This window comes from Oceanobacillus jordanicus (genome assembly GCF_022095695.1).
GTDB lineage: Bacteria > Bacillota > Bacilli > Bacillales > Amphibacillaceae > Oceanobacillus_B > Oceanobacillus_B jordanicus.
Map to the genome: position 1 here is coordinate 1 of NZ_JAIFZM010000024.1, position 23,199 is coordinate 23,199.

At 39.0% G+C, this 23,199-nt stretch carries 28 protein-coding genes; 16 read left to right on the forward strand and 12 right to left on the reverse strand.

Annotated features, from left to right (window positions below):
• The 9 genes from K3T81_RS18585 to K3T81_RS18625 all read left to right on the forward strand — a co-directional run.
• Nucleotides 1-198, forward strand: a 198-nt coding sequence (locus K3T81_RS18585) for a hypothetical protein (protein WP_238022120.1), incomplete at its 5' end; no start/stop codon positions are given.
• A 33-nt stretch (nt 199-231) separates the two neighbouring features.
• A complete protein-coding gene (locus K3T81_RS18590) occupies nt 232-2,367 on the forward strand; it encodes an ATP-dependent Clp protease ATP-binding subunit (RefSeq protein ID WP_161464314.1) in 2,136 nt (711 codons plus the stop codon).
• A gap of 141 nt (nt 2,368-2,508) precedes the next feature.
• The gene (locus tag K3T81_RS18595; protein WP_238022121.1) at nt 2,509-3,387 is read left to right on the forward strand and encodes a ComEC/Rec2 family competence protein; all 879 of its coding nucleotides are present in this window, start codon (nt 2,509-2,511) and stop codon (nt 3,385-3,387) included.
• Between the two features lie 68 nt (nt 3,388-3,455).
• Nucleotides 3,456-4,301 (forward strand): SPFH domain-containing protein, encoded by an 846-nt coding sequence (locus tag K3T81_RS18600; RefSeq protein ID WP_238022145.1) that lies wholly within the window; start codon nt 3,456-3,458, stop codon nt 4,299-4,301.
• A gap of 25 nt (nt 4,302-4,326) precedes the next feature.
• A complete protein-coding gene (locus K3T81_RS18605; RefSeq protein WP_238022122.1) occupies nt 4,327-4,494 on the forward strand; it encodes a type II toxin-antitoxin system antitoxin in 168 nt (55 codons plus the stop codon).
• A gap of 64 nt (nt 4,495-4,558) precedes the next feature.
• Nucleotides 4,559-4,828 (forward strand): hypothetical protein, encoded by a 270-nt coding sequence (locus K3T81_RS18610; protein ID WP_238022123.1) that lies wholly within the window; start codon nt 4,559-4,561, stop codon nt 4,826-4,828.
• A 131-nt stretch (nt 4,829-4,959) separates the two neighbouring features.
• Nucleotides 4,960-5,337, forward strand: coding sequence for a GntR family transcriptional regulator (locus K3T81_RS18615; RefSeq protein WP_238022124.1), 378 nt, complete (start codon nt 4,960-4,962; stop codon nt 5,335-5,337).
• Nucleotides 5,327-6,184, forward strand: coding sequence for an ABC transporter ATP-binding protein (locus K3T81_RS18620; RefSeq protein WP_106895970.1), 858 nt, complete (start codon nt 5,327-5,329; stop codon nt 6,182-6,184). Before K3T81_RS18615 ends, K3T81_RS18620 begins: the two co-directional genes overlap by 11 nt.
• Nucleotides 6,185-6,186: 2 nt before the next feature.
• A complete protein-coding gene (locus tag K3T81_RS18625) occupies nt 6,187-6,873 on the forward strand; it encodes a hypothetical protein (RefSeq protein WP_238022125.1) in 687 nt (228 codons plus the stop codon).
• 352 nt (nt 6,874-7,225) lie between these two features.
• Here the strand turns inward: K3T81_RS18625 and K3T81_RS18630 are convergent, their stop codons facing one another.
• From K3T81_RS18630 to K3T81_RS18655, 6 genes are all read right to left on the reverse strand, one after another.
• Nucleotides 7,226-8,002: an ABC transporter permease gene (locus K3T81_RS18630; RefSeq protein ID WP_238022126.1), complete on the reverse strand. Its 777-nt coding sequence runs from the start codon at nt 8,000-8,002 to the stop codon at nt 7,226-7,228.
• Nucleotides 7,999-8,913, reverse strand: a complete 915-nt coding sequence (locus K3T81_RS18635) for an ABC transporter ATP-binding protein (protein WP_238022127.1) — start codon at nt 8,911-8,913, stop codon at nt 7,999-8,001. Before K3T81_RS18635 ends, K3T81_RS18630 begins: the two co-directional genes overlap by 4 nt.
• Entirely contained in the window at nt 8,914-9,117 is a 204-nt protein-coding gene (locus K3T81_RS18640; protein ID WP_161465028.1) for a PLD nuclease N-terminal domain-containing protein, read from the reverse strand.
• A gap of 18 nt (nt 9,118-9,135) precedes the next feature.
• Nucleotides 9,136-10,239, reverse strand: a complete 1,104-nt coding sequence (locus K3T81_RS18645; RefSeq protein WP_238022128.1) for a DUF1648 domain-containing protein — start codon at nt 10,237-10,239, stop codon at nt 9,136-9,138.
• Entirely contained in the window at nt 10,236-10,631 is a 396-nt protein-coding gene (locus K3T81_RS18650) for a GntR family transcriptional regulator (protein ID WP_238022129.1), read from the reverse strand. Before K3T81_RS18650 ends, K3T81_RS18645 begins: the two co-directional genes overlap by 4 nt.
• 240 nt (nt 10,632-10,871) lie before the next feature.
• Complete coding sequence (locus K3T81_RS18655) at nt 10,872-11,288, reverse strand: helix-turn-helix domain-containing protein (RefSeq protein ID WP_106895976.1); 417 nt, start codon at nt 11,286-11,288, stop codon at nt 10,872-10,874.
• 144 nt (nt 11,289-11,432) lie between these two features.
• On the opposite strand from K3T81_RS18655, the gene K3T81_RS18660 reads away from it, so the two are divergent.
• On the forward strand, nt 11,433-11,753 hold the full coding sequence (locus tag K3T81_RS18660; protein WP_238022130.1) for a hypothetical protein: 321 nt from the start codon (nt 11,433-11,435) through the stop codon (nt 11,751-11,753).
• A gap of 31 nt (nt 11,754-11,784) precedes the next feature.
• Here K3T81_RS18660 and K3T81_RS18665 read toward each other — a convergent pair whose 3' ends face one another.
• The 3 genes from K3T81_RS18665 to K3T81_RS18675 all read right to left on the reverse strand — a co-directional run bounded on the left by K3T81_RS18665 (nt 11,785) and on the right by K3T81_RS18675 (nt 13,912).
• Nucleotides 11,785-11,919: a YfhE family protein gene (locus tag K3T81_RS18665; RefSeq protein WP_106895978.1), complete on the reverse strand. Its 135-nt coding sequence runs from the start codon at nt 11,917-11,919 to the stop codon at nt 11,785-11,787.
• A gap of 63 nt (nt 11,920-11,982) precedes the next feature.
• A complete protein-coding gene (locus K3T81_RS18670) occupies nt 11,983-12,540 on the reverse strand; it encodes a GNAT family N-acetyltransferase (RefSeq protein ID WP_238022131.1) in 558 nt (185 codons plus the stop codon).
• A 481-nt stretch (nt 12,541-13,021) separates the two neighbouring features.
• Complete coding sequence (locus K3T81_RS18675; protein WP_238022132.1) at nt 13,022-13,912, reverse strand: TIGR01777 family oxidoreductase; 891 nt, start codon at nt 13,910-13,912, stop codon at nt 13,022-13,024.
• 578 nt (nt 13,913-14,490) lie between these two features.
• Here K3T81_RS18675 and recX point away from each other — a divergent pair.
• Nucleotides 14,491-15,300 (forward strand): recombination regulator RecX, encoded by an 810-nt coding sequence (recX, locus tag K3T81_RS18680; RefSeq protein WP_238022133.1) that lies wholly within the window; start codon nt 14,491-14,493, stop codon nt 15,298-15,300.
• A gap of 67 nt (nt 15,301-15,367) precedes the next feature.
• Nucleotides 15,368-15,712, forward strand: coding sequence for a YfhH family protein (locus K3T81_RS18685; protein ID WP_106895982.1), 345 nt, complete (start codon nt 15,368-15,370; stop codon nt 15,710-15,712).
• A 27-nt stretch (nt 15,713-15,739) separates the two neighbouring features.
• On the opposite strand, the gene K3T81_RS18690 is transcribed toward K3T81_RS18685, so the two are convergent.
• Entirely contained in the window at nt 15,740-16,726 is a 987-nt protein-coding gene (locus K3T81_RS18690) for a metal-dependent hydrolase (protein ID WP_106895983.1), read from the reverse strand.
• Between the two features lie 135 nt (nt 16,727-16,861).
• Here K3T81_RS18690 and mutY point away from each other — a divergent pair, with 135 nt between their 5' ends.
• Nucleotides 16,862-17,932: an A/G-specific adenine glycosylase gene (gene mutY / locus K3T81_RS18695; RefSeq protein WP_238022134.1), complete on the forward strand. Its 1,071-nt coding sequence runs from the start codon at nt 16,862-16,864 to the stop codon at nt 17,930-17,932.
• A gap of 55 nt (nt 17,933-17,987) precedes the next feature.
• Here mutY and K3T81_RS18700 read toward each other — a convergent pair whose 3' ends face one another.
• Nucleotides 17,988-18,161 carry a hypothetical protein gene (locus tag K3T81_RS18700; protein ID WP_182858846.1) on the reverse strand — a complete coding sequence of 58 codons (174 nt, stop codon included), beginning with the start codon at nt 18,159-18,161 and terminating at the stop codon, nt 17,988-17,990.
• Between the two features lie 163 nt (nt 18,162-18,324).
• Between K3T81_RS18700 and K3T81_RS18705 the strand changes: the two genes are divergently transcribed.
• The 3 genes from K3T81_RS18705 to K3T81_RS18715 all read left to right on the forward strand — a co-directional run bounded on the left by K3T81_RS18705 (nt 18,325) and on the right by K3T81_RS18715 (nt 21,422).
• Entirely contained in the window at nt 18,325-18,576 is a 252-nt protein-coding gene (locus K3T81_RS18705; RefSeq protein WP_042224982.1) for a gamma-type small acid-soluble spore protein, read from the forward strand.
• Nucleotides 18,577-18,936: 360 nt separating this feature from the next.
• Nucleotides 18,937-19,464: a nucleoside tri-diphosphate phosphatase gene (ntdP, locus tag K3T81_RS18710; RefSeq protein ID WP_036577463.1), complete on the forward strand. Its 528-nt coding sequence runs from the start codon at nt 18,937-18,939 to the stop codon at nt 19,462-19,464.
• A 188-nt stretch (nt 19,465-19,652) separates the two neighbouring features.
• Complete coding sequence (locus tag K3T81_RS18715; RefSeq protein ID WP_238022135.1) at nt 19,653-21,422, forward strand: ABC transporter ATP-binding protein; 1,770 nt, start codon at nt 19,653-19,655, stop codon at nt 21,420-21,422.
• A gap of 236 nt (nt 21,423-21,658) precedes the next feature.
• On the opposite strand, the gene K3T81_RS18720 is transcribed toward K3T81_RS18715, so the two are convergent.
• A complete protein-coding gene (locus K3T81_RS18720) occupies nt 21,659-22,957 on the reverse strand; it encodes a glutamate-1-semialdehyde 2,1-aminomutase (RefSeq protein ID WP_106895986.1) in 1,299 nt (432 codons plus the stop codon).
• Nucleotides 22,958-23,199 lie beyond the last annotated feature (242 nt).

The window sequence follows — 23,199 nt, forward strand, 5'->3', positions numbered from 1 at the left end:
AATCGCCCAGATGAGCGTTCCAAACGACCAGAGGTCAGCTCCAATCGACAGCAAGAGCGTCCCAATCAACCACACGAGCCTCCAAATCGTGTCCATGCGCATCTCCTAAAAATTTTAAACAAAAGACTTGAAAGTCAAAATAGGTCAGAGTATAATATGAATCAAAGGTCAAATATAGTCAAAGTCAAATTTGATTAACATTTGATTTAAACAGTCAAGGAGGAATGGAAAATGCTTTGTCAAAACTGTGGTGAAAACCAAGCAAATATAAATGTCGCAATGAAAATGAATAATGAAATGTCTGAATTGCACCTTTGTAATGATTGCTTTCAAGAAATCCAAGGACAAATGATGAATTCTAATGATTTCTTCTCTAATTCACCTTTTGGAAATGCAGAGCAAGCATTTTCTCAGCATTTTTCTCAAGGTAATAGTAAAGCAGGTACAAAAACAAAAGAGAAAAAGAATAATCGTGGCAATGGCTTAATTGACCAATTGGCGAAAAACGTGACCCACGCTGCAAGAGCAGGTCTAATCGACCCTGTTATTGGAAGAGATAATGAAGTAAAACGTGTCATTGAGACTTTAAATAGAAGAAATAAAAACAACCCAGTATTAATCGGGGAACCAGGTGTCGGGAAAACAGCTATTGCTGAAGGATTGGCATTGAAAATTAGTGAAGGTAATGTTCCAGCTAAGCTAATGAATAAAGAGATTTATATGCTAGATGTCGCTTCTCTTGTAGCTAATACAGGAATACGCGGTCAGTTTGAAGAACGAATGAAAAAACTTATTCAGGAAGTTCAAGAGCGCCAAGATGTTATTTTATTCGTTGATGAGATCCATCAAATTGTAGGTGCTGGAACAGCTGAAAGCTCGCAAATGGATGCAGGGAATATTCTTAAGCCAGCACTCGCAAGAGGAGATCTTCAATTAATTGGTGCAACAACTTTAAAAGAATACCGTCAAATTGAAAAGGATGCTGCGTTGGAACGTCGTTTACAACCGATTATTGTGAAGGAGCCATCTGCCGAAGAGGCAGTCCAGATTCTTCATGGGATCAAGGATCGCTATGAAGCATACCATGAGGTCCGTTATTCTGATGAAGCCATTCAGGCGTTTGTGACGTTATCAAACCGTTATATTCAAGATCGTTTTCTACCTGATAAAGCGATTGACCTAATGGATGAAGTCGGATCAAGGCTAAACCTTGCGAATGCAGAAAAGGACTCTAATTCCATTAATCAACGCTTGGAAGAAATAATTAAGGAAAAAGAAGAAGCAGCTGAGAGAGAAGACTATGAAAAAGCAGCAAACTTACGCTACCAAGAAATTCAACTACAAAAGCAATTAGAAAAAGCAAAAGATGAAGAACAGGTAATAGATGTAGACTTATCGGATATTCAATTGATTGTAGAAGAAAAGACAGGTATTCCTGTTACAAAGCTTGCAGCAGATGAACAAATGAAATTGAAAAACATTGGAGAAAACCTCCGTGCTAAAGTTATTGGACAGGATGAGGCCGTCAACAAAGTAGCGAAAGCAATACGCCGCAGTCGTGCCGGTCTAAAATCTAAATATCGCCCAATCGGCTCCTTCCTTTTTGTTGGACCAACTGGTGTAGGGAAAACCGAATTAACAAAATCACTAGCTGAGGAACTGTTTGGATCTAAAGAATCGCTAATTCGCCTTGATATGAGTGAATATATGGAAAAACACGCAGTCTCCAAAATTATCGGTTCACCTCCTGGTTATGTTGGTCATGAGGAAGCTGGTCAGCTAACAGAGCGTATTAGAAGAAATCCGTATTCCATTCTTCTTCTTGATGAGATTGAAAAGGCTCATCCAGATGTGCAGAACATGTTCCTGCAAATTATGGAGGACGGGCATTTAACAGACTCTCAAGGCCGAACAGTCAGCTTTAAGGAAACCGTCATTATTATGACAAGTAATGCTGGTACAGGAGTAAAAGAAGTAAACGTCGGATTTAATAGTGCACAGCATGATGCAGTTTCTACTTTAGAAAACCTTGGTGCATACTTTAAACCAGAGTTTCTTAACCGTTTTGACTCTATTATCCAGTTCAATGAATTGGAAGAAGCGCATCTGTTAACTATTGTCGACCTAATGATCAATGATCTGCAAAAAAATATGGAAGAAAATCATATAACTATTTCGATTTCTGATGAAGCCAAGCGTCAACTTGCTACCCTGGGTTATGATCGCCGCTTTGGTGCACGACCGTTACGTCGGGTTATCCAAGATAAGATTGAAGATCAACTAACAGATTTAATCTTAGAAGAGGATACTATTAAACACGTTGAAGTAACTGTTAAAGAAGAGGATATCGTTGTAGAAAAAGCTTAAAGAATTAGGCGCTGGACAAAATGTTCAGCGTCTTTTTTATTAGATACTAAACCGAAGTCCAACCTTTCCCCAGCTTGTTCCACTCATAAATACTTCCCAATTGTTGAAAACTAACCCTATTACGAAACAGAGGGTGTCTACATGTGTTGTCATAAACGTCTAATTACCATTTTACTTCTTTTTGTTTATTTTATACTCCTTTTGATACCTGTCTCGGCTGAAGTTAAACCTGGATTATTAAAGGTGCACTTTCTTGATGTAGGTCAAGGGGATAGCATTCTAATGAATACACCGTCAGGAAAAAACATTTTGATTGATGGAGGGCCTCCGGGTTCTGGAAAAAAAATAATTGCTTATTTGAAGGAAAAACAAATAGATAGGATAGATTTATTGATTACAACCCATCCAGATATTGATCATATAGGTGGCCTGCCTCAAGTATTAAAAAAGGTGAAGGTAAAGCAGGTAGTTGATTCTGGGAAACTCCATACAACTCGGACGTATGCAAAGTACATCCAGCAAATTATAAAGCATGACATACCTGTTAGGCTGGCTGAGAAAAATGAATTATTAAGAATAGACCCACTGTTAACGATACGGATTTTGAATACCTATGGTAATTCGAAGAACAACAACCAATCATCGATTGCGTTAAAAGTGACATACGATGACATTGATCTTCTATTAATGAGTGATGTTGAAATGAAACAGGAAAAAGAATTTTTGAAATCGTATGATGTCAATGCGGAAATTATTAAAGTAGCGCATCATGGGTCAAATACAAGTTCCTCACTGGACTTTTTAAAGGCCGTATCGCCTGAGACAGCAATTTTGACATATAGTATCGAAAATGATTACGGTCATCCAGTTGATCGGGTTATCCGTAATTTGTACAAAGTAAAATCAGATATTTACTCCACCGCTGTCTTTGGTGACTTAGAAATTAGGTCGGATGGAAAAAGTTATTTGGTGCTCCCAAGCAGAGAACCACTATCGAATATTAGAAAAGAGGCAGGATAGTTATTTACAATTTAATACAAAAGTGATATCATAATGATACAAAATAGTGGGGATGGTGTAGTCTTATGATGAAAGAGAAAAATGCTTGGATGATGAATGGTTTTTTAGGTATTGTTCTTATTGCTGCATTGCTAGCAGGTACAGTGTTCAGCTTTGTTGAGCAACAATTTGTCATCGGTGGTTTATGTCTTATTGTTGCGGTAACATTGGGTAGTGGTATTACACTTGTACAACCGAATCAATCAGCAGTAGTGATTTTTCTCGGGAAATACATGGGGAGTATTCGGAGAGAAGGGATTGTCATTACGGTACCTTTTTCGGTTAGAAAAACCATTTCATTACGTGTACGAAACTTTAACAGTAAACGTTTGAAGGTAAATGACGTAAATGGGAACCCGATAGAAATCGCTGCAGTTATCGTGTTTAAAGTTGTAGATGCTGCAAAGGCAGTGTTTGATGTGGATCGCTACGAACAGTTTGTAGAAATTCAAAGTGAAACAGCAATTCGCGCTGTTGCTACAAAGTATCCTTATGATACATTTAAGGATGTCGAGCTTACCTTAAGAGGGAATGCTGAAGAAGTATCATCTCAATTGACGTCAGAATTACAAGATCGCCTAACCGTAGCTGGAGTAGAAGTAATTGAAGCAAGGCTTACACATTTGGCATATTCCACAGAAATTGCCCAAGCAATGCTACAAAGACAGCAAGCGAGCGCGATCATTGCTGCACGCAAACAAATTGTAGAAGGTGCAGTTGGAATGGTGCAGGATGCAATTTTGCAGCTAGAAAAAGACGGCGGAATGGAATTAGATGATGAAAGACGCGTTTCCATGGCAAATAATCTTCTCGTATCCATTGTTTCAGACCATGGCACCCAGCCGGTAATTAATACTGGATCGTTATATCAATAAATTCTTTAAGTAAAAGAGGGTTTCTATGCCTAAGAAGAAGAACTTTCCGCTACGTATTGATCCCAAGCTTTATGACATACTGCAGTCATGGGCAAAGGATGAATTTCGCAGTGTTAATAGTCACGTCGAGTTTTTGCTTCGGGAAGCAGCAAAAAAATCCGGAAGATTACCAAAAAGTGAAGATAAAAAATAGGTGAAGATTAGAACCTGTACAATCCATGTACAGGTTCTTTTTTTGTATTAGGAGCTTCTGTAAAGTGAACGATGCGAAGAGTGAATCGTCATCACCGAAAAGTGAAACCAAAGCAGGGCAAAGTGAATCATCGCCCAAAAGTGAAATCAAAGCAGGGCAAAGTGAATCGTCAGCCCCCAAAAGTGAAACCAAAGCACCTCAAAGTGAATCGTCATCGCCCAAAAGTGAAACCAAAGCATCCCAAAGTGAAACGTCAGCACCCAAAAGTGAAACCAAAGCAGCGCAAAGTGGCACCATAGCTCCCCAAAATGGAACCTTCATCCTACAAACTTAAACGAACTTTTCCGCTATTCGATCTCAAATTCACAAAATTAACTTAAACTAACCAAATCCCTCTTGACTTTTATGTTCTTTAGTTATATGGTTAGTTACATAAGTAATTAACCAAATAACAAAGGTGATGAGATGAAAAATAACTTAGATGAAACGAAACCCATTTTTCTTCAGATTAAAGAACAGCTGGAAGACTCTATTTTAAGTGATTCCATTAAGGCTGGGGAGCGGGTTCCTTCAACAAATGAATTTGCATCCTATTACCAGATCAATCCAGCTACAGCAGCCAAAGGGATTAATGAGCTGGTAATGGAAGAAATACTCTATAAGCGAAGAGGTGTAGGGATGTTTGTCACAGAGAACGCCAAAGACATTTTAATAAAAAAGCGTAAGCAGACGTTTTACAATCACTATATTCAACCATTGCGACAGGAGGCAGCTAAGCTGCACATCAGTAAAGAAGAATTGCTTGAGATGATTCAAAAGGGGGATGAGACAGATGAAAATTGAAGTGAAAAACCTAACGAAAAAATATAAGGATAAGCTGGCGTTAAATAACATTTCGTTCACATTAGAAGGTCCAAAGCTTTACGGACTTTTGGGAAGAAATGGGGCAGGAAAGACGACTTTTATGGATATTCTTGCTGGAAATATCCGTGCAAGTAAGGGAGAAATTTTAATAGACGGAGAAGTTCCCTTTGATAATCAGAAGCTAACGGAATCCGTTTGTCTCATTAAAGAAGGACATAACTTCAAAAGAGACTTAACAGTGAAAAATGTGCTTAAAATTTATTCCTACTTTTACCCCAAATGGGATCAAAATCTGGCTGATGAACTAATAGAGTTTTACGATCTAAATAAAAATGCCAGGGTAAAGTCACTATCCAAGGGAATGGAATCCTCACTTGGTATTATTGTGGGGCTCGCAAGCAAAGCGCCGATTACGGTATTTGATGAGCCCTATATTGGACTTGATGCAGCTGCCAGAAAGAAATTCTATGAACTTCTTTTAGAAGAATTTGAGACAGATAAACGAATGATTATTTTATCCACACATTTAATTGATGAGGTTAGTCTCATGTTTGAAGAGGTTTTGATTATTCAAAAAGGCTCCCTTGTGATGCAGGAAGAAGCAGAGTACTTACGGAACAATACATGTGCTGTTACTGGAACAAGAGATGAAGTCAAAACCTTTATCCAAGGAAAAGAAGTGCTCGAAACGAAGGAACTGGCCGGTGTAATGACAGCATACGTTTATGGCAATGCTGCAGATGCTAAAGCGCAAGGGCTTCGTGTAGAGAGTATACCAATTCAAGAATTGATGATTTATTTAACCGAAGGAAAGAAGGGAGCATAACAATGGGGAGACAACTTAAAGGACTACTATATTTCTTTAGCTCGAATATACGTCATTCCTTACTAATTTTTTGGACCATTTTAATGAGTATTCTTGTAGTAACCTTAACCATTTCCTATTTTCTATTGAACGTGGAAGGTGAAATGGCCTTTTCTCTTACAGCACCAATGTATGTTTACTGCGGTATCATGGGTTTTCTAACAGTAAAGGAAATGATACCTTTTTCGATTAAGATGGGGGCTACTAGAAAAAATTTATATGTAGTGATAGCTATCTTCTTTTTGCTACTATCTTTATTTAAAGCTATTGCTGGCACAATCATTCAGGTCCTTGTTACCAGCATGAATGAGGCGATTGGGTTAAACAACTTTGATTTTCTTCACCTAGCGCAATTTATAGACGATACGTGGTATACACGAGTAGTAATTGACACAGCTGTCATGTTTTTCTTCTTAACACTTATGTTTCTACTTGGTTTACTGTTCTATCGGTTTGGATTTGCAGGTGCAGGTTCAGTTCTAGGAATTCTGCTTGTAGGCTTGCTGCTCTCTATTGCAAAAGGCTGGGCTTGGGACTTTATTACAAATATAGTGGGATCATTCGGCATGACGTTCTTTTTACAAATGACCATTATGAGTATCGTGTTTTATGTATTATCCTTCTTCCTTGTAAGACGCATCACAATTTAAAAACCAGAATGTTAAGAGGTTGGGTTGGGACATAAGAAAATTAAACAAGAAAAAACGGGACGTTCATACGACGTATTACAGAAAAAAATCAAATACTTGCGGATACCCCCCTGATTGTTTGGTATCTGGATTACACTTTAGCGAAGGAAAAATGCGGAGACTCTAGTGGGAACAGCACGAGTCCGAAGGCCCCGCAAGAAGCGGCTTTTGCTTCTGAGGAGACTAAGGCCGTGCCCACTGAAAGCGGAGTATTTTCCGGAGCGGTAATTAAGCAGTTTGTTTATTATTGTTCAGGTTTTAAAAAGGCTGTGACGTTATGTCCCAGCCTTTAAAGCTTTATTTAACAGACCCTTTAACCATTCTCTTTTCGGCGAAAGCTATAAACAGACAGAACAACGAGAAGTATGCTTAAAGCAAATGAAGTAAAGGCAGTGCCGAGAAGCTTGTCAGAAATCGCATTTGTCTGTAATAACTCTTGAACGTAGGTGGATAAATGACCTGGACTCCATGTGAGAACATGACCAATCACTTGTGTTAACAAACTAAGAAGCATAACCGAAACAATGGTTAAAAACACGACAATCCCAGGTTTCGAGACAAATGTATTAAAGAGAATTGCCAGACTGATAACGAGTAAAAACCACAGGCCGTAGAAGAGAACTCCTTTCGCCCATGTCATAAAAGGCAAGCTACCATATAAAATGGTCGTATAATACCACCCTGCAAATAAACCAATAGTGGAAGAAGTCCCGACTAACACAATTAACGATGCCCATTTCGTAGTAATGTAATTTGTATAGGAAACAGGCTTTACCAGAATGAGTTCTGCTACGCCGCTAGCTTTTTCGCCCGCAATCGGATTCATTGCAAGAAATGCTACTAATAAAACGCCTAAGGTACTATATTGGCTTAAGCTCATCATCATGATTTCCGCTGGGGCATAATCAGGAAGTTCGATAACGGTTCCATCTGGAAACCCACCTGCGGATTGAATGATCTCGGGAAGGTAATAAGTTGATATGGGATCCATTACGGCAAGTATTATAAATACGATTGGTACCCAAATCCATTTTTTATTTCGCCAGCTCTCCAGCATCTCTTTCCGAAACATCGTAAACCATTGCATCATTGCTTCACCACCTTCATAAAAATATCTTCCATTTCAGCTTTATTTAATGAGAAACCAATGAGCGGCCAATCTTCTTGACCAGCTTTTTCTAAAAGGATTTTTCGCAATAGGGTTAAATCATCTGCTATAACAGCTAGGCTGTTTTGGTTTACCTTTACTTCGGTCACAAAAGGGATGTTACGAATCCTTTTTTCATATTGCTGCAAATCCTGTATACCCTGAAAATCAAGTTCAATCACGTCTGTTTGGTATTTCTCTCTCAGTTCCTGCATGGTACCGGACTCAATAAGCTTGCCTTTGTGAAGGAGTAGCATTTCATCACTAATCGCATCGGCATCACTTAAAATATGAGTGGAAAAGAGAATAGTCATAGACTCTTTCAACTCTTTCATTAGTGTCAGTACATCTCTTCTACCGAGCGGATCGAGTGATGATACTGGCTCATCTAAAATTAAGACCTTTGGTTGATGGATCAAGGCCTGAGCCAAACCAAGTCTTTGTTTCATCCCCCCAGAATAGCCACTAATCCGCTTGTTTTTGGCCTCTTCAATACCAACTTTTTTCAACATCTCATCAGCAGCTTTTGTAGCCTCGACTTTTGAAAGAAGGGATAACTGGCCACTATAAATAAGAAATTCCCTCCCTGTCATCCAATTGTAGAAGACGGGGTATTGTGGCAGGTAACCAATGAATTTCCGATAGTCAACATGGTTCACGATATTGTCTAAACGTACGTCACCGTTAGTTGGGGATAGGAGACCTGAAAGCATTCGTAAAATGGTTGTTTTCCCAGCTCCGTTAGGCCCAATCAACGCAATACATTTTCCTTCCGGCAGCGAAAAACTGACATCGTCCACAGCGGTGTGTGAGCCATATTTTTTGGTAACATGCGTAGCAGATAAAACCGTCATTTAATCATTTCTCCTTCCAAAGATAAAATAGGCGATTGGACCAATTGTATGAAGAACAACTACAATGAAAACCCACATACCCTTTCGTCCGTTCACATTATCAGCCTTGATTAAATCAATAAGTGCAATAACCATTAATATGGCTTGAATAATAAGAAATGGTGCAACAATTGCCCAGTCAATATTTTCGAAAAGCTCTTTCATGGTCAAATGCTCCTTTCATTACAAAGATAATAGTAAAGGAATACCTGCAGCTAAGAGGATAATGCCAAGCAGTATAATCCATGCTAGTGGCCGCGCCATATTCACTGTCCAGCCAATTCCAAATCGCTTTTCAAGGAACAAGGCAGGGTCATTTTTATTGAAATAAATTTGGCCAAGCTTCCAATATCGATCATCATCTCTATCCACATAGCTACTATTATTTACGGCTTGTTTCCTGACACGACTGCCACCTTGACCTGTGGTGATGGAAAGGATTAGAGTAGCAATAATCATCCCACCGGTTAACACGAGAGGGGCACCAACTAGCAGCTCTGATTGGATAGGCTGATAAAAGGAGTATTGGATAAAGGAAAACAAAAACGTTAAACCATAACTCGTTATTACGATAAAGGCGGACCATCTTCTTCTGAAAACGCGATTTTGTTCGGCAGATACTTCAGGGTTATCTCCATCAATTTGTTGCTTTGCTCTTGTAATGATTATATTGACAAACAAGAAGAGACAAGCTAGGAAAACTTGCATGATCGGCATCAACAGGATGACTCTATAAGACGTTTCTGCCGAGTTCGTTATATTACCGGAAAAGTCATATTGCATGGGAATCGTGTGAGGCAACGTGTCGTAATAAATGAAAGATAAGGCAGCAGTGATAAATGCGATTAAAAAAGACGGGATGAACCATAGATTGCTAACGGAAAGCTTTTGCCGGCGAAAACGCAGATCAATGGAAAGTTGTTGCTTTTTATTTCTAACCCATCCTTCTTCTGCTTTCCGCTGCTTTACTTGCCTGTGGAAATACAAGTACAAGAAAAAGCTGATTATCAAGTAGCCAAGTATGATAGCGCCGAGTAGGATGCTAAGTGTGGTCTCATTATCACTTGTAGTACCAAATCCAAGAAATATAATCGTAACGATCAAACTAGCAATGCCAACAGCAATTGCATACTTTTTACGGAATTGTTTCATTTCATTGGTATGATAGATTTCCTCTGGTATAGAGACACCGAAGCTTTCTGTTTTCCTCGTCAAATATGGGATAAACATCATGATAATAAACACGGGGGCGATAATAAAAAAGAATAATAATAGAATAAATGTCATTTTTTCTCACCTTCCTCTTTAAATTCGTTAAATAGCTCCTGGCATTGCTTTAAAAACTCTTCCTCGGAAACCTGACGGCAAATGGATTCAGCAACGAAAGGACGAAGCTTTTTCTGTACTTGTTTCATGTAAGCAGCGTCTGCTTTTGCGACCCCATCTGGATGAATGACAACTCCTTTTTGTCTATGAATAAGGATAAAGCCTTCTTGTTTTAAATGCTGATACGCTTTGTTTACAGTGTGCAGGTTGATGCCAATATCTGCTGCCATTGCTCTTACTGAGGGCAGCGGATCACCAGGCGAAAGGTTTTTCTTGGCTATCCCCTCAATAATTTGATGGATTAATTGGGTGTAAATTGGTTCATCTGATTCAAAGTCAAGACGAATAAACATGTAAATAACCCTTTCTGTCATTTTATGTTCTAACTGTTATACATATAATATAACAGATAAACATAAAGTGCAATATAAAAAGCGTATTAGATAAGTTCACATTCGCTCGTCTTTTAATAAATGTGTCTTATTTCTTATACTTTGACCTTCAAAAATTCAACTGACTCGTCATAGCTTCTTAGTTAAATCTTATCTTTTCGAACGTAAAAAAAAGAACTGATATCTAAAATCAGCTCCTTTTTATAACTGTTCGTATTGGTCTAACATAGCTTCGAGGATCTTTTGAATCGACTCTTGTTTCTTTTCTGGTAAAGCTTGGATTCTGTTTAAATATTCCTTCATTTTGGGATGCGAACGTAAATAGTCGATATTTTGGTATAGTTCTTGGTCGAGCCCAACTTTATTCTGTCCATAGACTCGTTGGAAGTCTTTTAGCATTTCTTGCTCATAAGCAAAGCTACCTGTGAGATGGTCCAGTGAGAGCTCAAATAACGAAGCAATTTTAAGTAATGAGGCAACATCTGGAACCGCAGTCCTGTTCTCCCATTTTGTTACAACAGATCGGGAAATGGCTAGTTTGTCTGCTAAATCTTGTTGAGTCCAGCCATTTTGCATTCTAAAATGTTTTATATTTACTGCGAGTTTTTCTAATTTCATGTGCACCACTAACTTTCTAATCTCAAGCTTTTTGTATCTTTCATACTATCATGACGAAAAGAGACAGAAGGGGAATTGTTTGTTCTTATATAGAACATATAGTAAAATGTTCTCATATAGAACTTATGTGAGGTGAATTTAATGGTGAGTTGTATGATTCTTAGGCATCCTACGATATCTAACTTAACGAAATGCAAAATGTTGCGTTTCCTTTTCCATGAAGTAAATTTTGAAATCCACGTGGTGAAACAGGATACGGTTGTTATCTATGTGTGGAATATCCAGCAAACGGAGCTTTGGCAAGCAGCCGTGATGGTTGCAGTGACGGATATAGAAGTTGGCTATGGAAAAGGATTTAGTAAACATGAAGCAAGAAAAAAAGCAGACCATGTGTTAAGAAAATGGGTTCACATTCCAGTATCTACAGGAGTAGAAGACGGATATTCTGGTAGCTTTGGTATCTAAAAACATAAAATAAAAAAAGAAATCAAAGCGGTTAGCTTCGATTCCCTCTTTGTGACAGCTGCTGATAAACGCGATCTGCTTGCTTAAATTCTTTCTGATAGAGAACTTCTTGTGTTTTTGATAGAAATTTCTCATGCTGCTGCAATTGTTTGCCGTTGTGCTTCATTAGAACACCTCCATGTATCCATTAGGATCACCAAGAGGGTGGAATCTATACATTTTTTTTAGATTAACCAACTTCCTCTTCAGTATGCTGCTGTTCGGTGTTTGCAAAAGTTTGGTAAGAAACGTAATGATCCTTCGAGATTAAGAACAAATCATATACCTCTTCTTGCTTATTTATCTCTTGGTACACTTCTGGATAGGTGTTATTGGCAATCGTCACATATGGTAGCTTTAATACTGCTTTCAGCGACCTGCTGTTTGTTTTTCTTACTTTCATAAACACGCCATTCATATTATGAGTCAGAAAGAGCTCATCAAAGAATTGCTCCTTCGCACGTTTATTATAGCCTTTTCCAAAGTAGGGCTGGCCAATCCATGTTGCAAGAAACCCATACCCATCCTGTATATCAAATAGACTTATCGTACCAATTGGGTGGTAATATTCATCTAGAATTGTACGGGAAACGAGTTCTTCATTTTCCTCAGCTTCCATTGTCTGTTTTGTAATGAAGAGAAACTCCTCACTTGAGTAGGCTTTATGTCTAACATAGGGGAAGACCTCTGGATGTTTAATCAGTTCATATAATACAGGCGCCTCTTGTAGGTCACGCATTTTAAGCATAAAAAATACCCTCCTTATGGACAGGTGGGTATTCTAAATAACCATAAGGGAATTTAGTAAGTTGACCCACCCACGAATTTTTAGTTAACGTTCAACAAAAATTCGGGGTGGGAATCGAACCCACTAGAACCAGCATTGCTGGTGGCGCACCATTTGCCTTCCCTATTTAATTTCTACGTTCTAACTTATATTTCATCTCTTTCGGTTATGAATTTGATGTTTGATAGCATTATTTTACACATTTTTATTTAGAAAGGGAATACCCTTTTTTGTAAAATTTCCCGACAAATTTTTACAATAAATTGATAAACAAAAATATATGCAGGAGGTTTCAGTAACGCCGACAACCACTGCAACATAAACTGGGCTTTCTGTGGCTTCCGGCTCGTGTTTTGCATACTCGGGTCTACGTATTTTGCCGGGTCTAGTGGAATATAAACGCCATCTAATTATATGGCTTAACAGGACTTCCAGGAGAGGTCTATTCTTCAATGGAACTTATTGCTTCTTTTAGACGCGGATAATTAAATTGGAAACCATGGTCCTGGGCTTTTTTAGGAAGGACATATTGACCTTTTGTGACAAGCTGCCCCATTTCACCGATAAGTAAATGAATCATAGTAGATGGTACAGGTAACCAGTGGGGCCTATGCATTACAGAAGCTAGTATACGCATAAAATCTTTATTGCGTTTTGGATTTGGCGCCGTAGCATTTACCGGTCCTTCTATCTTTGGATCATTTAAACAAAATTGAATTAAGCGAACTACATCATCTATATGAATCCAGGAGAGCCATTGTTCCCCTGTTCCGATTTTTCCTCCGGCAAATAGTTTAACTGGTAAGCGCATAAGAGGAAAGGCTCCTTCCTTACCTAGAATTACACCAAATCGCAAAAATACAGTGCGGATACCGAGTTGATTCTCAGCTTGATTAGCCACTGCTTCCCACTCAAGAGCCACTTCCGCAAGAAAATCATTCCCAGCTTCATTTGTTGCTTCTGTAAAAATCTTATCCTCCGAACTGCCAAAATATCCAACAGCAGATCCACTAATAAACACATCTGGTTTATTGTCCATTTTTTTAATCATTTCAACGAGTAAATGGGTTATGTTAATACGGCTTTCTAAAATAGACTGCTTTTTACTTTTTGTCCAATAGCCAAAAAGGGACTCGCCTGCAAGGTTAATAACCGCATTGATATGGGGTAATGTGGTTGGATCGTGGTCATAGCCAATAAATGTTGCTAACTCCGAGTTCTGTTTATTCTCAGGTGAGCGGGTAAGTATGTACGTATGATGTCCATTCTCATGGAGAGCTTTTGTGAGGTGTTTCCCCACAAACCCAGTTCCACCAGTTATTAAAATATTCATTTCTAACACCTGCTTTTCAACAAAATTTATCCCGGAGCAACGGTCCGTAAGACTCCCACTTCAAAACGTGAAGTCAAGCCGTGATGATTAAGTGGAAGTAAACGGACGCTAACACCCCGATTCGTTCAACTAACAATAGTGGGGGAAGAACGAAACCCCCAACTGATTGAAGTTTCACTTTATAGTTATATATAGGATATGCAAAATCTCCGTTAGAAAACAGCGTAAGCATTGTTTGTTAGTAAAAAATGTTTCCTCCCCTATTTAGGAAGAAATTTATAAGTTTTTTGTGAAACTGTGTATCAACGTCCAGTTCCGGGCCAAAAACTAGGCAACTTCACGAATCGCACTTATACCCGGAGGGTGAAAGTCATCATCGGTTCCGGAATTAAGGTAGGTCGGCTAAAACCGTCCTTTGCGGCCAACACCGACATACCCCTTTGCCAGGGGCATGATTCCTTTATCTTGATTGCTTCGTTCCAGCCGCTACGTTTCTAAACGGCGCCCTACACTTTTGATCTTTAAACGCGAACTTTTGCTCTGTTTTTGTTAAGATAAGAAAGGAGGGGTGAAACAACTTGAAAATTACCCGAATTACTACACAGAAAAAAAGTAAAAGCCGTTACAATATTTTTATTGCTGATGGTGATACAGACAAATACGGTTTTAGTGTGGATGAAGATATTTTAATTAAGTTTGGTCTTAGTAAAAATGATGAACTTGATGATTCAACGATTGAACAAATTTTAGAAAAAGATACGCTACATAAAATATATACCCAAGCCATTAACTTTTTAAGCTACCGAATGAGAACAAAAAAAGAAATTCGAGATTTTCTAATTAAAAAAGAAGCTGAGCCAGAGGAAGTAGAAGAGATAATGGACCGATTAAATGATGAGAAATTAATCAATGATAAGCAGTTTGCGGAGATGTTTGTAAGAACGAGAATAAACACTTCTAGTAAAGGACCGAATGTAATAAAAAGAGAGCTAATGGAAAAAGGGGTCGCAGCTAACATAGCTACAGAAGCGGTTTCTGTTTTCACTTATGACTTACAATATGAAAAAGCCCAACAGTTACTAGAAAAGAAGAGCCAGCATAAAAAGAATGTTTCCTTTCGTAAACAGCAAGAGCAATGGCGAACACAACTCATGCAAAAAGGGTTTTCACATGACGTGATAAACGAAGTATTGTCTGGGGATACAGTTGATAAGGATGAGGAAGCGGAACAGGAAGCATTAAGAAGTCAAGCTGAAAAACTAATTCGTAAATTTGAGAAGAAACATAGTGGCTATGAGCTCAGGAACAAAGTGAAAGAGGGACTTTATCGTAAAGGATTTAACTTGGATAGCATCAAGAATGTACTAGAGGAAATATTTGAGGAGTAGGAAAGCCTTTATTTACACGAAGTGAAATTAAAGCTATGATTATGGATGCAACAGGGGAGGGATTTTTATGAGTACAAATTATAGATATAGCGATTATTCCATTGAGCAATTGCGGGCAGAAATAGGCAAATTAAAGGAAAAAGCACAAAAAGCTGAACAGCTTGGAAACATTTCGGAAGTTGCTGTTAATGAACGGAAAATGCAGGTGGCACTTGCCTATACATTAAATCCGAAAGATTTTAAAGCGGAAAAGATCTATACATTAAAGACAGATCCGGGTTACACATTTAAAATTAATTATATCAATGGTGTTTTTGCTTGGGGGCATAGAATAAACCTCCTTAATGAAATGAATGAGCAAGAAGAAGCAATTCCCATTTCTTTATTAGGAGATGCCGTAAAGGATAAATAAAAACAGCAGGTAGCCTTGCCTGCTGTTTTAAATGGGTGTTTCTTCAACATATAATTTACTTTGAAGTTTTCTTTCAGAAAAGATCCAGCCTGTATACGAACTCATAATTTGCATGTTGTCATCAATCTGAACAACCGCCACAAACGGGTAATGCCCTTTGGAACGGTACCTTAGATCGATGAAACGCACTTCAGTAAAATCATCAAAATCATTGATTTCCCATCGATAAACGGGTGAGAAGGATAGGAATGCTGAAACATTTTTATCCTCTTTTGCAATTTTCATGATTTCTGTATCAGGTAAAGGTAGCTTTTTGAATTCATCCACAATTTCGATGTGGCCGTTCTGCACACTACCTACGTAGAAACGATCCTTTGTCGTAACAGCGACACGCCAATAGTTTTGTTTAAGGGTAGGAGATGTTGCAATTTGTTCGACTTCTGAATAATAACCCTTTATTTCTTTTACAATTTCCCTTTTATCATTATACCTCTTCATGTAATACAAGAAGATAACCGCATAAATAATAAGCCAGGTATAACCAGGACTTGCACCTAGTAGCCATGCTCCAATTCCGGCAACGTGAAGTGCAAAGATATAGGGATCGAACGTGTTAATAAATCCATGTGCCACCCACTTATTGGTGAATGGGCGGTATGCCTGTGTTCCATAAGCATTAAATATATCTACAAACACATGTAGAACAACAGCGAGAAACGTCCATATCCATAAATGTAGGAAGTTTACACTTGGTACAAACAGATATATGATGGTAGCAATTAAAATTCCCCACATAATCACAGCAGGGACAGAATGTGTCGCTCCACGGTGATGTCGGATATAGGTTGCATTATCTCGCAACTTTAATACTGTATCAAAATCGGGTGCATGAGAACCGGCAATTGTCCCTACAAGCACCGCGTTAAATAGTAAGGGGTCTTGATGCACTGCGGGATCTAATGTAGCTAAACCGCCCAGTGCTACACCCATCACTATATGGGTACCAGTATCCATAAAATAGGTCCTCCTTAAAGATTTGGTCTTCATACAAAAGTTAGGATGTATGCTGGTGCGTCGTACTGGCATGAGTGATTACTTAAATTTAAGGCTATTTCGATTTATTTATTGTATCATACAGGATGTGAATTTATGAAAAATATACCGTTACAACATTTTAACATTTCCGATTTTCAGGAAGATCTAATAAATTGGTATCATGAAGAAAAGCGAGACTTACCTTGGCGGAAGGATCAGGATCCATACAAAATTTGGGTCTCAGAAATAATGCTCCAACAGACAAAGGTTGATACCGTCATCCCGTATTTCCACCGTTTCATCTCCAATTTTCCAACAGTTGAAGCTTTAGCTGCTGCAGACCAGCAGGATGTACTAAAAGCGTGGGAAGGCTTGGGATACTATTCCCGGGCTAGGAACTTACAAAACGCAGTAAGAGAAGTAGTAGCGACTTATGGTGGAGTTGTTCCTGATAATCCGGAAGAACTTGGATCATTAAAAGGAATTGGACCATACACCAAGGGAGCTATCCTCTCTATTGCTTATGATAAGCCAGAACCGGCAGTAGACGGAAATGTAATGCGGGTTTTTTCGAGATTGTTTTATATTGAAGATGATATTGCACTTCCTAAAACAAGAAAACTGTTTGAAGTATATGTTCGAGAAGTTATTGATCAAGATGATCCTTCTTCCTTTAACCAAGCAGTAATGGAATTAGGTGCTATAATATGCACTCCTAAATCACCTGCTTGTATGCTTTGCCCTGTCCAAGCGCATTGTCAGGCATACGCGGAAGGGGTAGAAGAAACGCTTCCTGTTAAGAAAAAGGCTAAGAAACAAAGAAAAGTACCTTATGTGGCACTTTTAATTCGGACGCCACAAGAGGAATATGTTATTGAAAAGCGCCAAAGTAATGGGCTGCTTGCTGACCTCTTTCAATTTCCAATGGTTCCAATTAGTGAAATCGGATATGACCATATTGAAAGCTGGTTTTATCAAGAGTATGGTATTACGCTTAATGTAAAGAATCATGCAGGAAAACTGAAGCACGTATTTTCCCATCTCATTTGGGAGCTGGAAATATATCATGCTGAAGCTGAGATAACAGCAATTGAAGATCAAAGACTAAAACTTGTTGCAAAAGAAGAGGTAGCAAAATACCCTTTTCCTGTCTCACATCAAAAAATGATGAAGTACATGGATTGAGAATAGGGGACTGGGAGAAGTTCAGCACTTACATCCCAGTCCTTTTCTATAGAACTTAGTCTCTTGTATGCATTTCTTTGTTTATTTCATGAAGGATGGAAAGTCCTTCTGGGTTTACATATGGTAACAGCTGCGATAATGCATGCTGAAAGTAGTTTAATTCTTCATTGTTCCATTTTGTTTTACTCATCATTGTAAGTTCTGTGAAGTCTCTTCTTGTTGAATCCATCATCATTTCTCCTCTAAATGTGATTGCTCCTTCATAAGTTATGTAATATGTCGCTTTTTATTCATTAATGGAATTTATATCCAATTTATGATGTAATTGGAACATTTTAATTCGGATAAGTTATCGACCTCCTGGTTAAATTAGTAGTGCGGAGGTGATATTGATGGCTAAAAACCCAAACAAAACTACTTCAGGTACTAGCGTTCAGCACGTAAAACAACAAAACCAAAAAGCTTCACAAGGTCAAGGGCAATTCGGAACTGAATTTGCTTCCGAAACTAACGCTCAAGAAGTAAGAAAACAGAATCAGCAGTCTGCTCAAGGTCAAGGGAAATTTGGTACTGAGTTTGCTTCTGAAACAAACGCTCAGGAAGTAAGAAAACAAAACCAACAATCTCAGCAAAACAAAAAGTAAATATCAACCTCACAACATTTCTAAGGGCTCCCTTTTTTAGGGAGCTCTTTTTATTGCGTTTCGTTTAATTTTATCTGTTGGGAGAGAGGGCATCGGCCGTGTGTGAGAGAACATCGCCCAAGAGCAGCTCAGCATCAGCCGTGAGTAAGAGAAAACATCGCCTGAGGTCTCAACATCCCCTATAACCCACCAACATCCCTTGAAAATTCAAATCACAAAATAACCCACAGCCGGGTTAACCAGCAGACATACTCACATAAATTGCTACTGACCCAAAGTACGTAATACTTTATATTTCACATAGTACCCCTTATAATGAAAAAAGGATTAATAACGGACTATTAGTGAGAGGAAGATGAGATGGTTGCTCCGAGGCCAGGTTCAAAGATGCAAATACAAAGCTACAAGCATAATGGACAACTTCACCGGGTTTGGGAAAACAGCCTTGTACTAAAGGGGACGGAATCAATTGTAATCGGGGCAAACGATAAAACACAGGTAACGGAAAGTGACGGAAGATCATGGGTAACAAGAGAACCAGCTATCTGTTATTTTCATGCAAAGTATTGGTTTAATATCATCGGTATGTTGCGTACAGATGGAATATATTATTACTGCAATATTAGCTCTCCGTTCGTTTTTGATGAAGAAGCACTGAAATACATTGATTACGACCTTGATGTCAAAGTATATCCAGATATGACCTACGACATCCTTGATGAAGATGAATATGACGACCACAGGCTTCAAATGAATTATCCTAGGGTTCTCGATCGTATTCTACACAACAACTTAGATTATTTACTGCGTTGGATTCGTCAAAGGAAAGGGCCGTTTTCTCCAGATTTTGTTGACCAATGGTATGAGAGATATCTAACCTATCGGTGATGAATGTTATCCTTGTTACATTTATGTAGCAAGGCTTTTCCTTTTTTTACACGTTTGGAAATAAGCTTAATTTCGAAATGATAGGTTAAACTTAGTTCAAGGTCTCCACGTTTTAGCCCTTTCATTTTTAGAAGAAAGGTTTTTAAAATGGCTAATAAATTCAATTTTGATATTAAGGAAGATGGAAAATGAGCAGTATCAAGCAGTATATGCAATTTGTAAAACCATACACTTGGAAGATTATTTGGACGGTACTCGTCGGGATTGTGAAATTCGGGATACCTTTGTTAATGCCGCTTATCTTGAAATATGTAATCGATAATATCATTAATGCGGAAGCGATGAGTGCAGCTGAAAAGACATCCCAATTGCTCTGGCTAATGGGGATTTCCTTTGTGATTTTCCTAGTTCTTCGACCACCAATTGAATATATTCGACAATATTTGGCGCAGTGGGTCGGCAACAAAATTCTATATGATATAAGAGATAGACTGTTTGACCACATACAAAAATTAAGTCTTAGCTTTTATGCGAAGACAAAAACCGGGGAAATTATTTCCCGGGTAATACATGATGTCGAACAAACGAAAACTTTTGTACTTACAGGACTTATGAATATTTGGCTAGACCTTGTTACAATACTTATTGCTATCATTATTATGCTGACAATGGATATACCATTAACAATTGTCGCCATTATACTCTTTCCTTTATACGGTTTTTCGATAAAGTATTTTTACGCCAAGCTACGACGTTTAACAAGAGATCGTTCGCAGGCGTTGGCAGAAGTGCAAGGTCACCTGCATGAGCGGGTGCAAGGTGTCCCCGTAACACGTAGCTTTGCGCTAGAGGATTATGAACAAGCACAATTTGAGAGCAGAAATAATAATTTCCTTACAAAAGCCATTGATCATACGAACTGGAATGCAAAGACGTTTGCTGTCACGAACACCATTACAGACTTGGCTCCATTGCTGGTGATTGCCTATGCAGGATATCAGGTGATAAATGGAGATCTTACAATGGGTACCATGGTCGCGTTTGTAGGTTATATGGAAAGAGTCTATAGCCCGTTACGGAGATTGATTAACTCATCCACTGTACTCGTACAGTCAATTGCCTCTATTGATCGCGTGTTCGAATTCTTAAATGAAAAATATGATATAGAGGATAAACCTGATGCGAAAAATCTCCAACGAGTTGAAGGCGAAGTTTCAATTGAGAATGTTTCGTTTCGATATGATGAAGATGAAAGTAGGGTGCTACGTAATGTAGATCTTCATGTGAAACGTGGAGAAACAATTGCGTTTGTTGGCATGAGTGGGGGAGGGAAATCAACCCTGATCAGCCTTATCCCTCGTTTCTATGATGTCACAAATGGTTCTATTAAAGTGGATGGGTTAGACATTCGCGATGTGAAAGTAAGATCTCTACGAAATAATATTGGGATGGTTTTGCAGGATAATACCTTGTTCAGTGAATCGATTTCGATGAATATACGAATGGGTAAACCTGAGGCAACTGACGAAGAGGTTATGGCAGCAGCACAAGCAGCTAATGCACATGAATTTATTCAAGGTCTACCTAACGGCTATGACACCCTTGTTGGTGAGCGAGGAGTTAAACTCTCAGGTGGGCAAAAACAACGGATTGCTATAGCACGTGTATTTCTAAAGAATCCGCCAATTCTTATTTTTGATGAAGCAACTTCAGCGCTCGACCTAGAAAGTGAGCATACAATCCAGGAAGCACTCGAGAAGCTGGCATCTGACAGGACAACATTTATAGTCGCGCATAGACTAGCTACCATTACACATGCAGACCGCATTGTCTTAATTGAAAATGGCGAAATAGTCGAAGATGGTCCACACAAAGAACTAATGGCCAAAAAAGGCGCATACTATAACCTATACCAAGTCCAACATCTAGACGATGACATCGAGCAAGAAAGTAAATAGGAAGATTATTGTAAAAGGCTTTGAAATCGAAAATGCCGAATGCTTTTATATAAGCATTCGGCATTTTTTTATTTGAAGTTTAGGACGCACTTATTAGCGGAGGGAAATATGTAGACTCCTAGGGGAGAAAAGGCATCGGTAAGACCCCGTAGTGCGTAGCACACGGAGGCTTACCAGCCGCCCCAGGAAAGCGAAATATTTCCCGCAGCGCAGAAAACGCACTTGCTTATTAGCCCTTACGCATCCTTACTCATTGTTTCAAAAGCTTTCCCTACTGCCTCAATGGTTGTTTCGATATCTGCTTCAGTATGGGCAATAGTTAAAAACCATGCTTCATACTTAGATGGCGCAAGGTTGATTCCTTGCTCAAGCATAAGCTTGAAGAAAGTTGCGAACGCTTCGCCATCACTCGCTTCAGCTTGATCATAATTAGTTATTTTGCCAGTTCCAAAATAAACAGTTAATGCCCCACAAAGACGATTAACACTAATTTCAACACCATAACGCTGGGCTTGCTCTGTAATTCCTTTTTCAAGCAATGCACCAAGATTATCAAGTTTTTCGTATGTGCCTTCTTCCTGCAGAACTTCTAGACAAGCAATCCCTGAGGCCATGGATGCAGGATTACCGGCCATTGTACCAGCCTGATATGCAGGGCCTAAAGGAGCTACCTGTTCCATAATGTCCATGCGTCCACCATACGCACCAATTGGCAGACCACCACCAATGATTTTACCCATTGCTGTCATATCTGGTTCAATTCCATAAACCTGTTGCGCACTTCCATAAGTAAAACGAAATGCAGTAATAACTTCATCATAAATAACGAGGGCGCCTTTACTATGCGTTAAGTCATTTACAGCTTGTAGGAATCCTTCATGCGGTTCCACAATACCAAAATTCCCTACAATTGGCTCAACTAAGACAGCGGCAACTTCATCTCCCCATTTATCCAATGCTTCTTCAAAAGCTTTCAGATCATTAAATGGAACAGTGATCACGTCTTCTGCCACAGAACGCGGAATACCTGCAGAATCCGGGGTCCCTAATGTAGCAGGGCCTGACCCTGCTTGTACAAGAACAGCATCAAAGTGGCCATGATAACAACCAGCAAATTTAATAACCTTTGTTCTATCTGTATAGGCGCGAGCCACACGGATGGTCGTCATAACAGCTTCTGTTCCAGAGTTAACAAAACGTACCTTTTCCAAGGAAGGAATCGCATCCTTTAACATTTTCGCAAACTGGTTTTCCAGTTTTGTTGGTGTACCATATAAAACACCTGTCGTTGCTGCATGAGCAATTGCTTTTGCGATGTGAGGATGGGCATGTCCTGTAATAATTGGCCCATATGCACCTAGATAGTCAATGTATTTGTTACCGTCAACGTCCCAAAAATTAGCGCCTTGTCCCCGTTCCATATAAACAGGTGCACCACCGCCAACTGCCTTAAAGGAGCGAGAAGGTGAGTTCACTCCACCAACAATATGCTTTAATCCTTCTTCGTGTAATGCTTGAGATTTTGTATTATTCATTGTTGCATTTCCTCCTTTTAGTCCTTACAGATTTGTTTTAAGGTTATTCATCATATCCTTATTTGACAGAAATGGTCACGTCTAGCTCCAGCGCCCAGAGACTAGCGCGACTTCCCTCACCTCCGTACAATAAAGAAGACTTGTCGATTGGTGACAACCAGAGGCCTAGTCGCACTTATACCCGGAGGGTGAAAGTCAACATCAGCTTCAAACTTCAAGGTGGGTCGACTAAAACCGGCCTT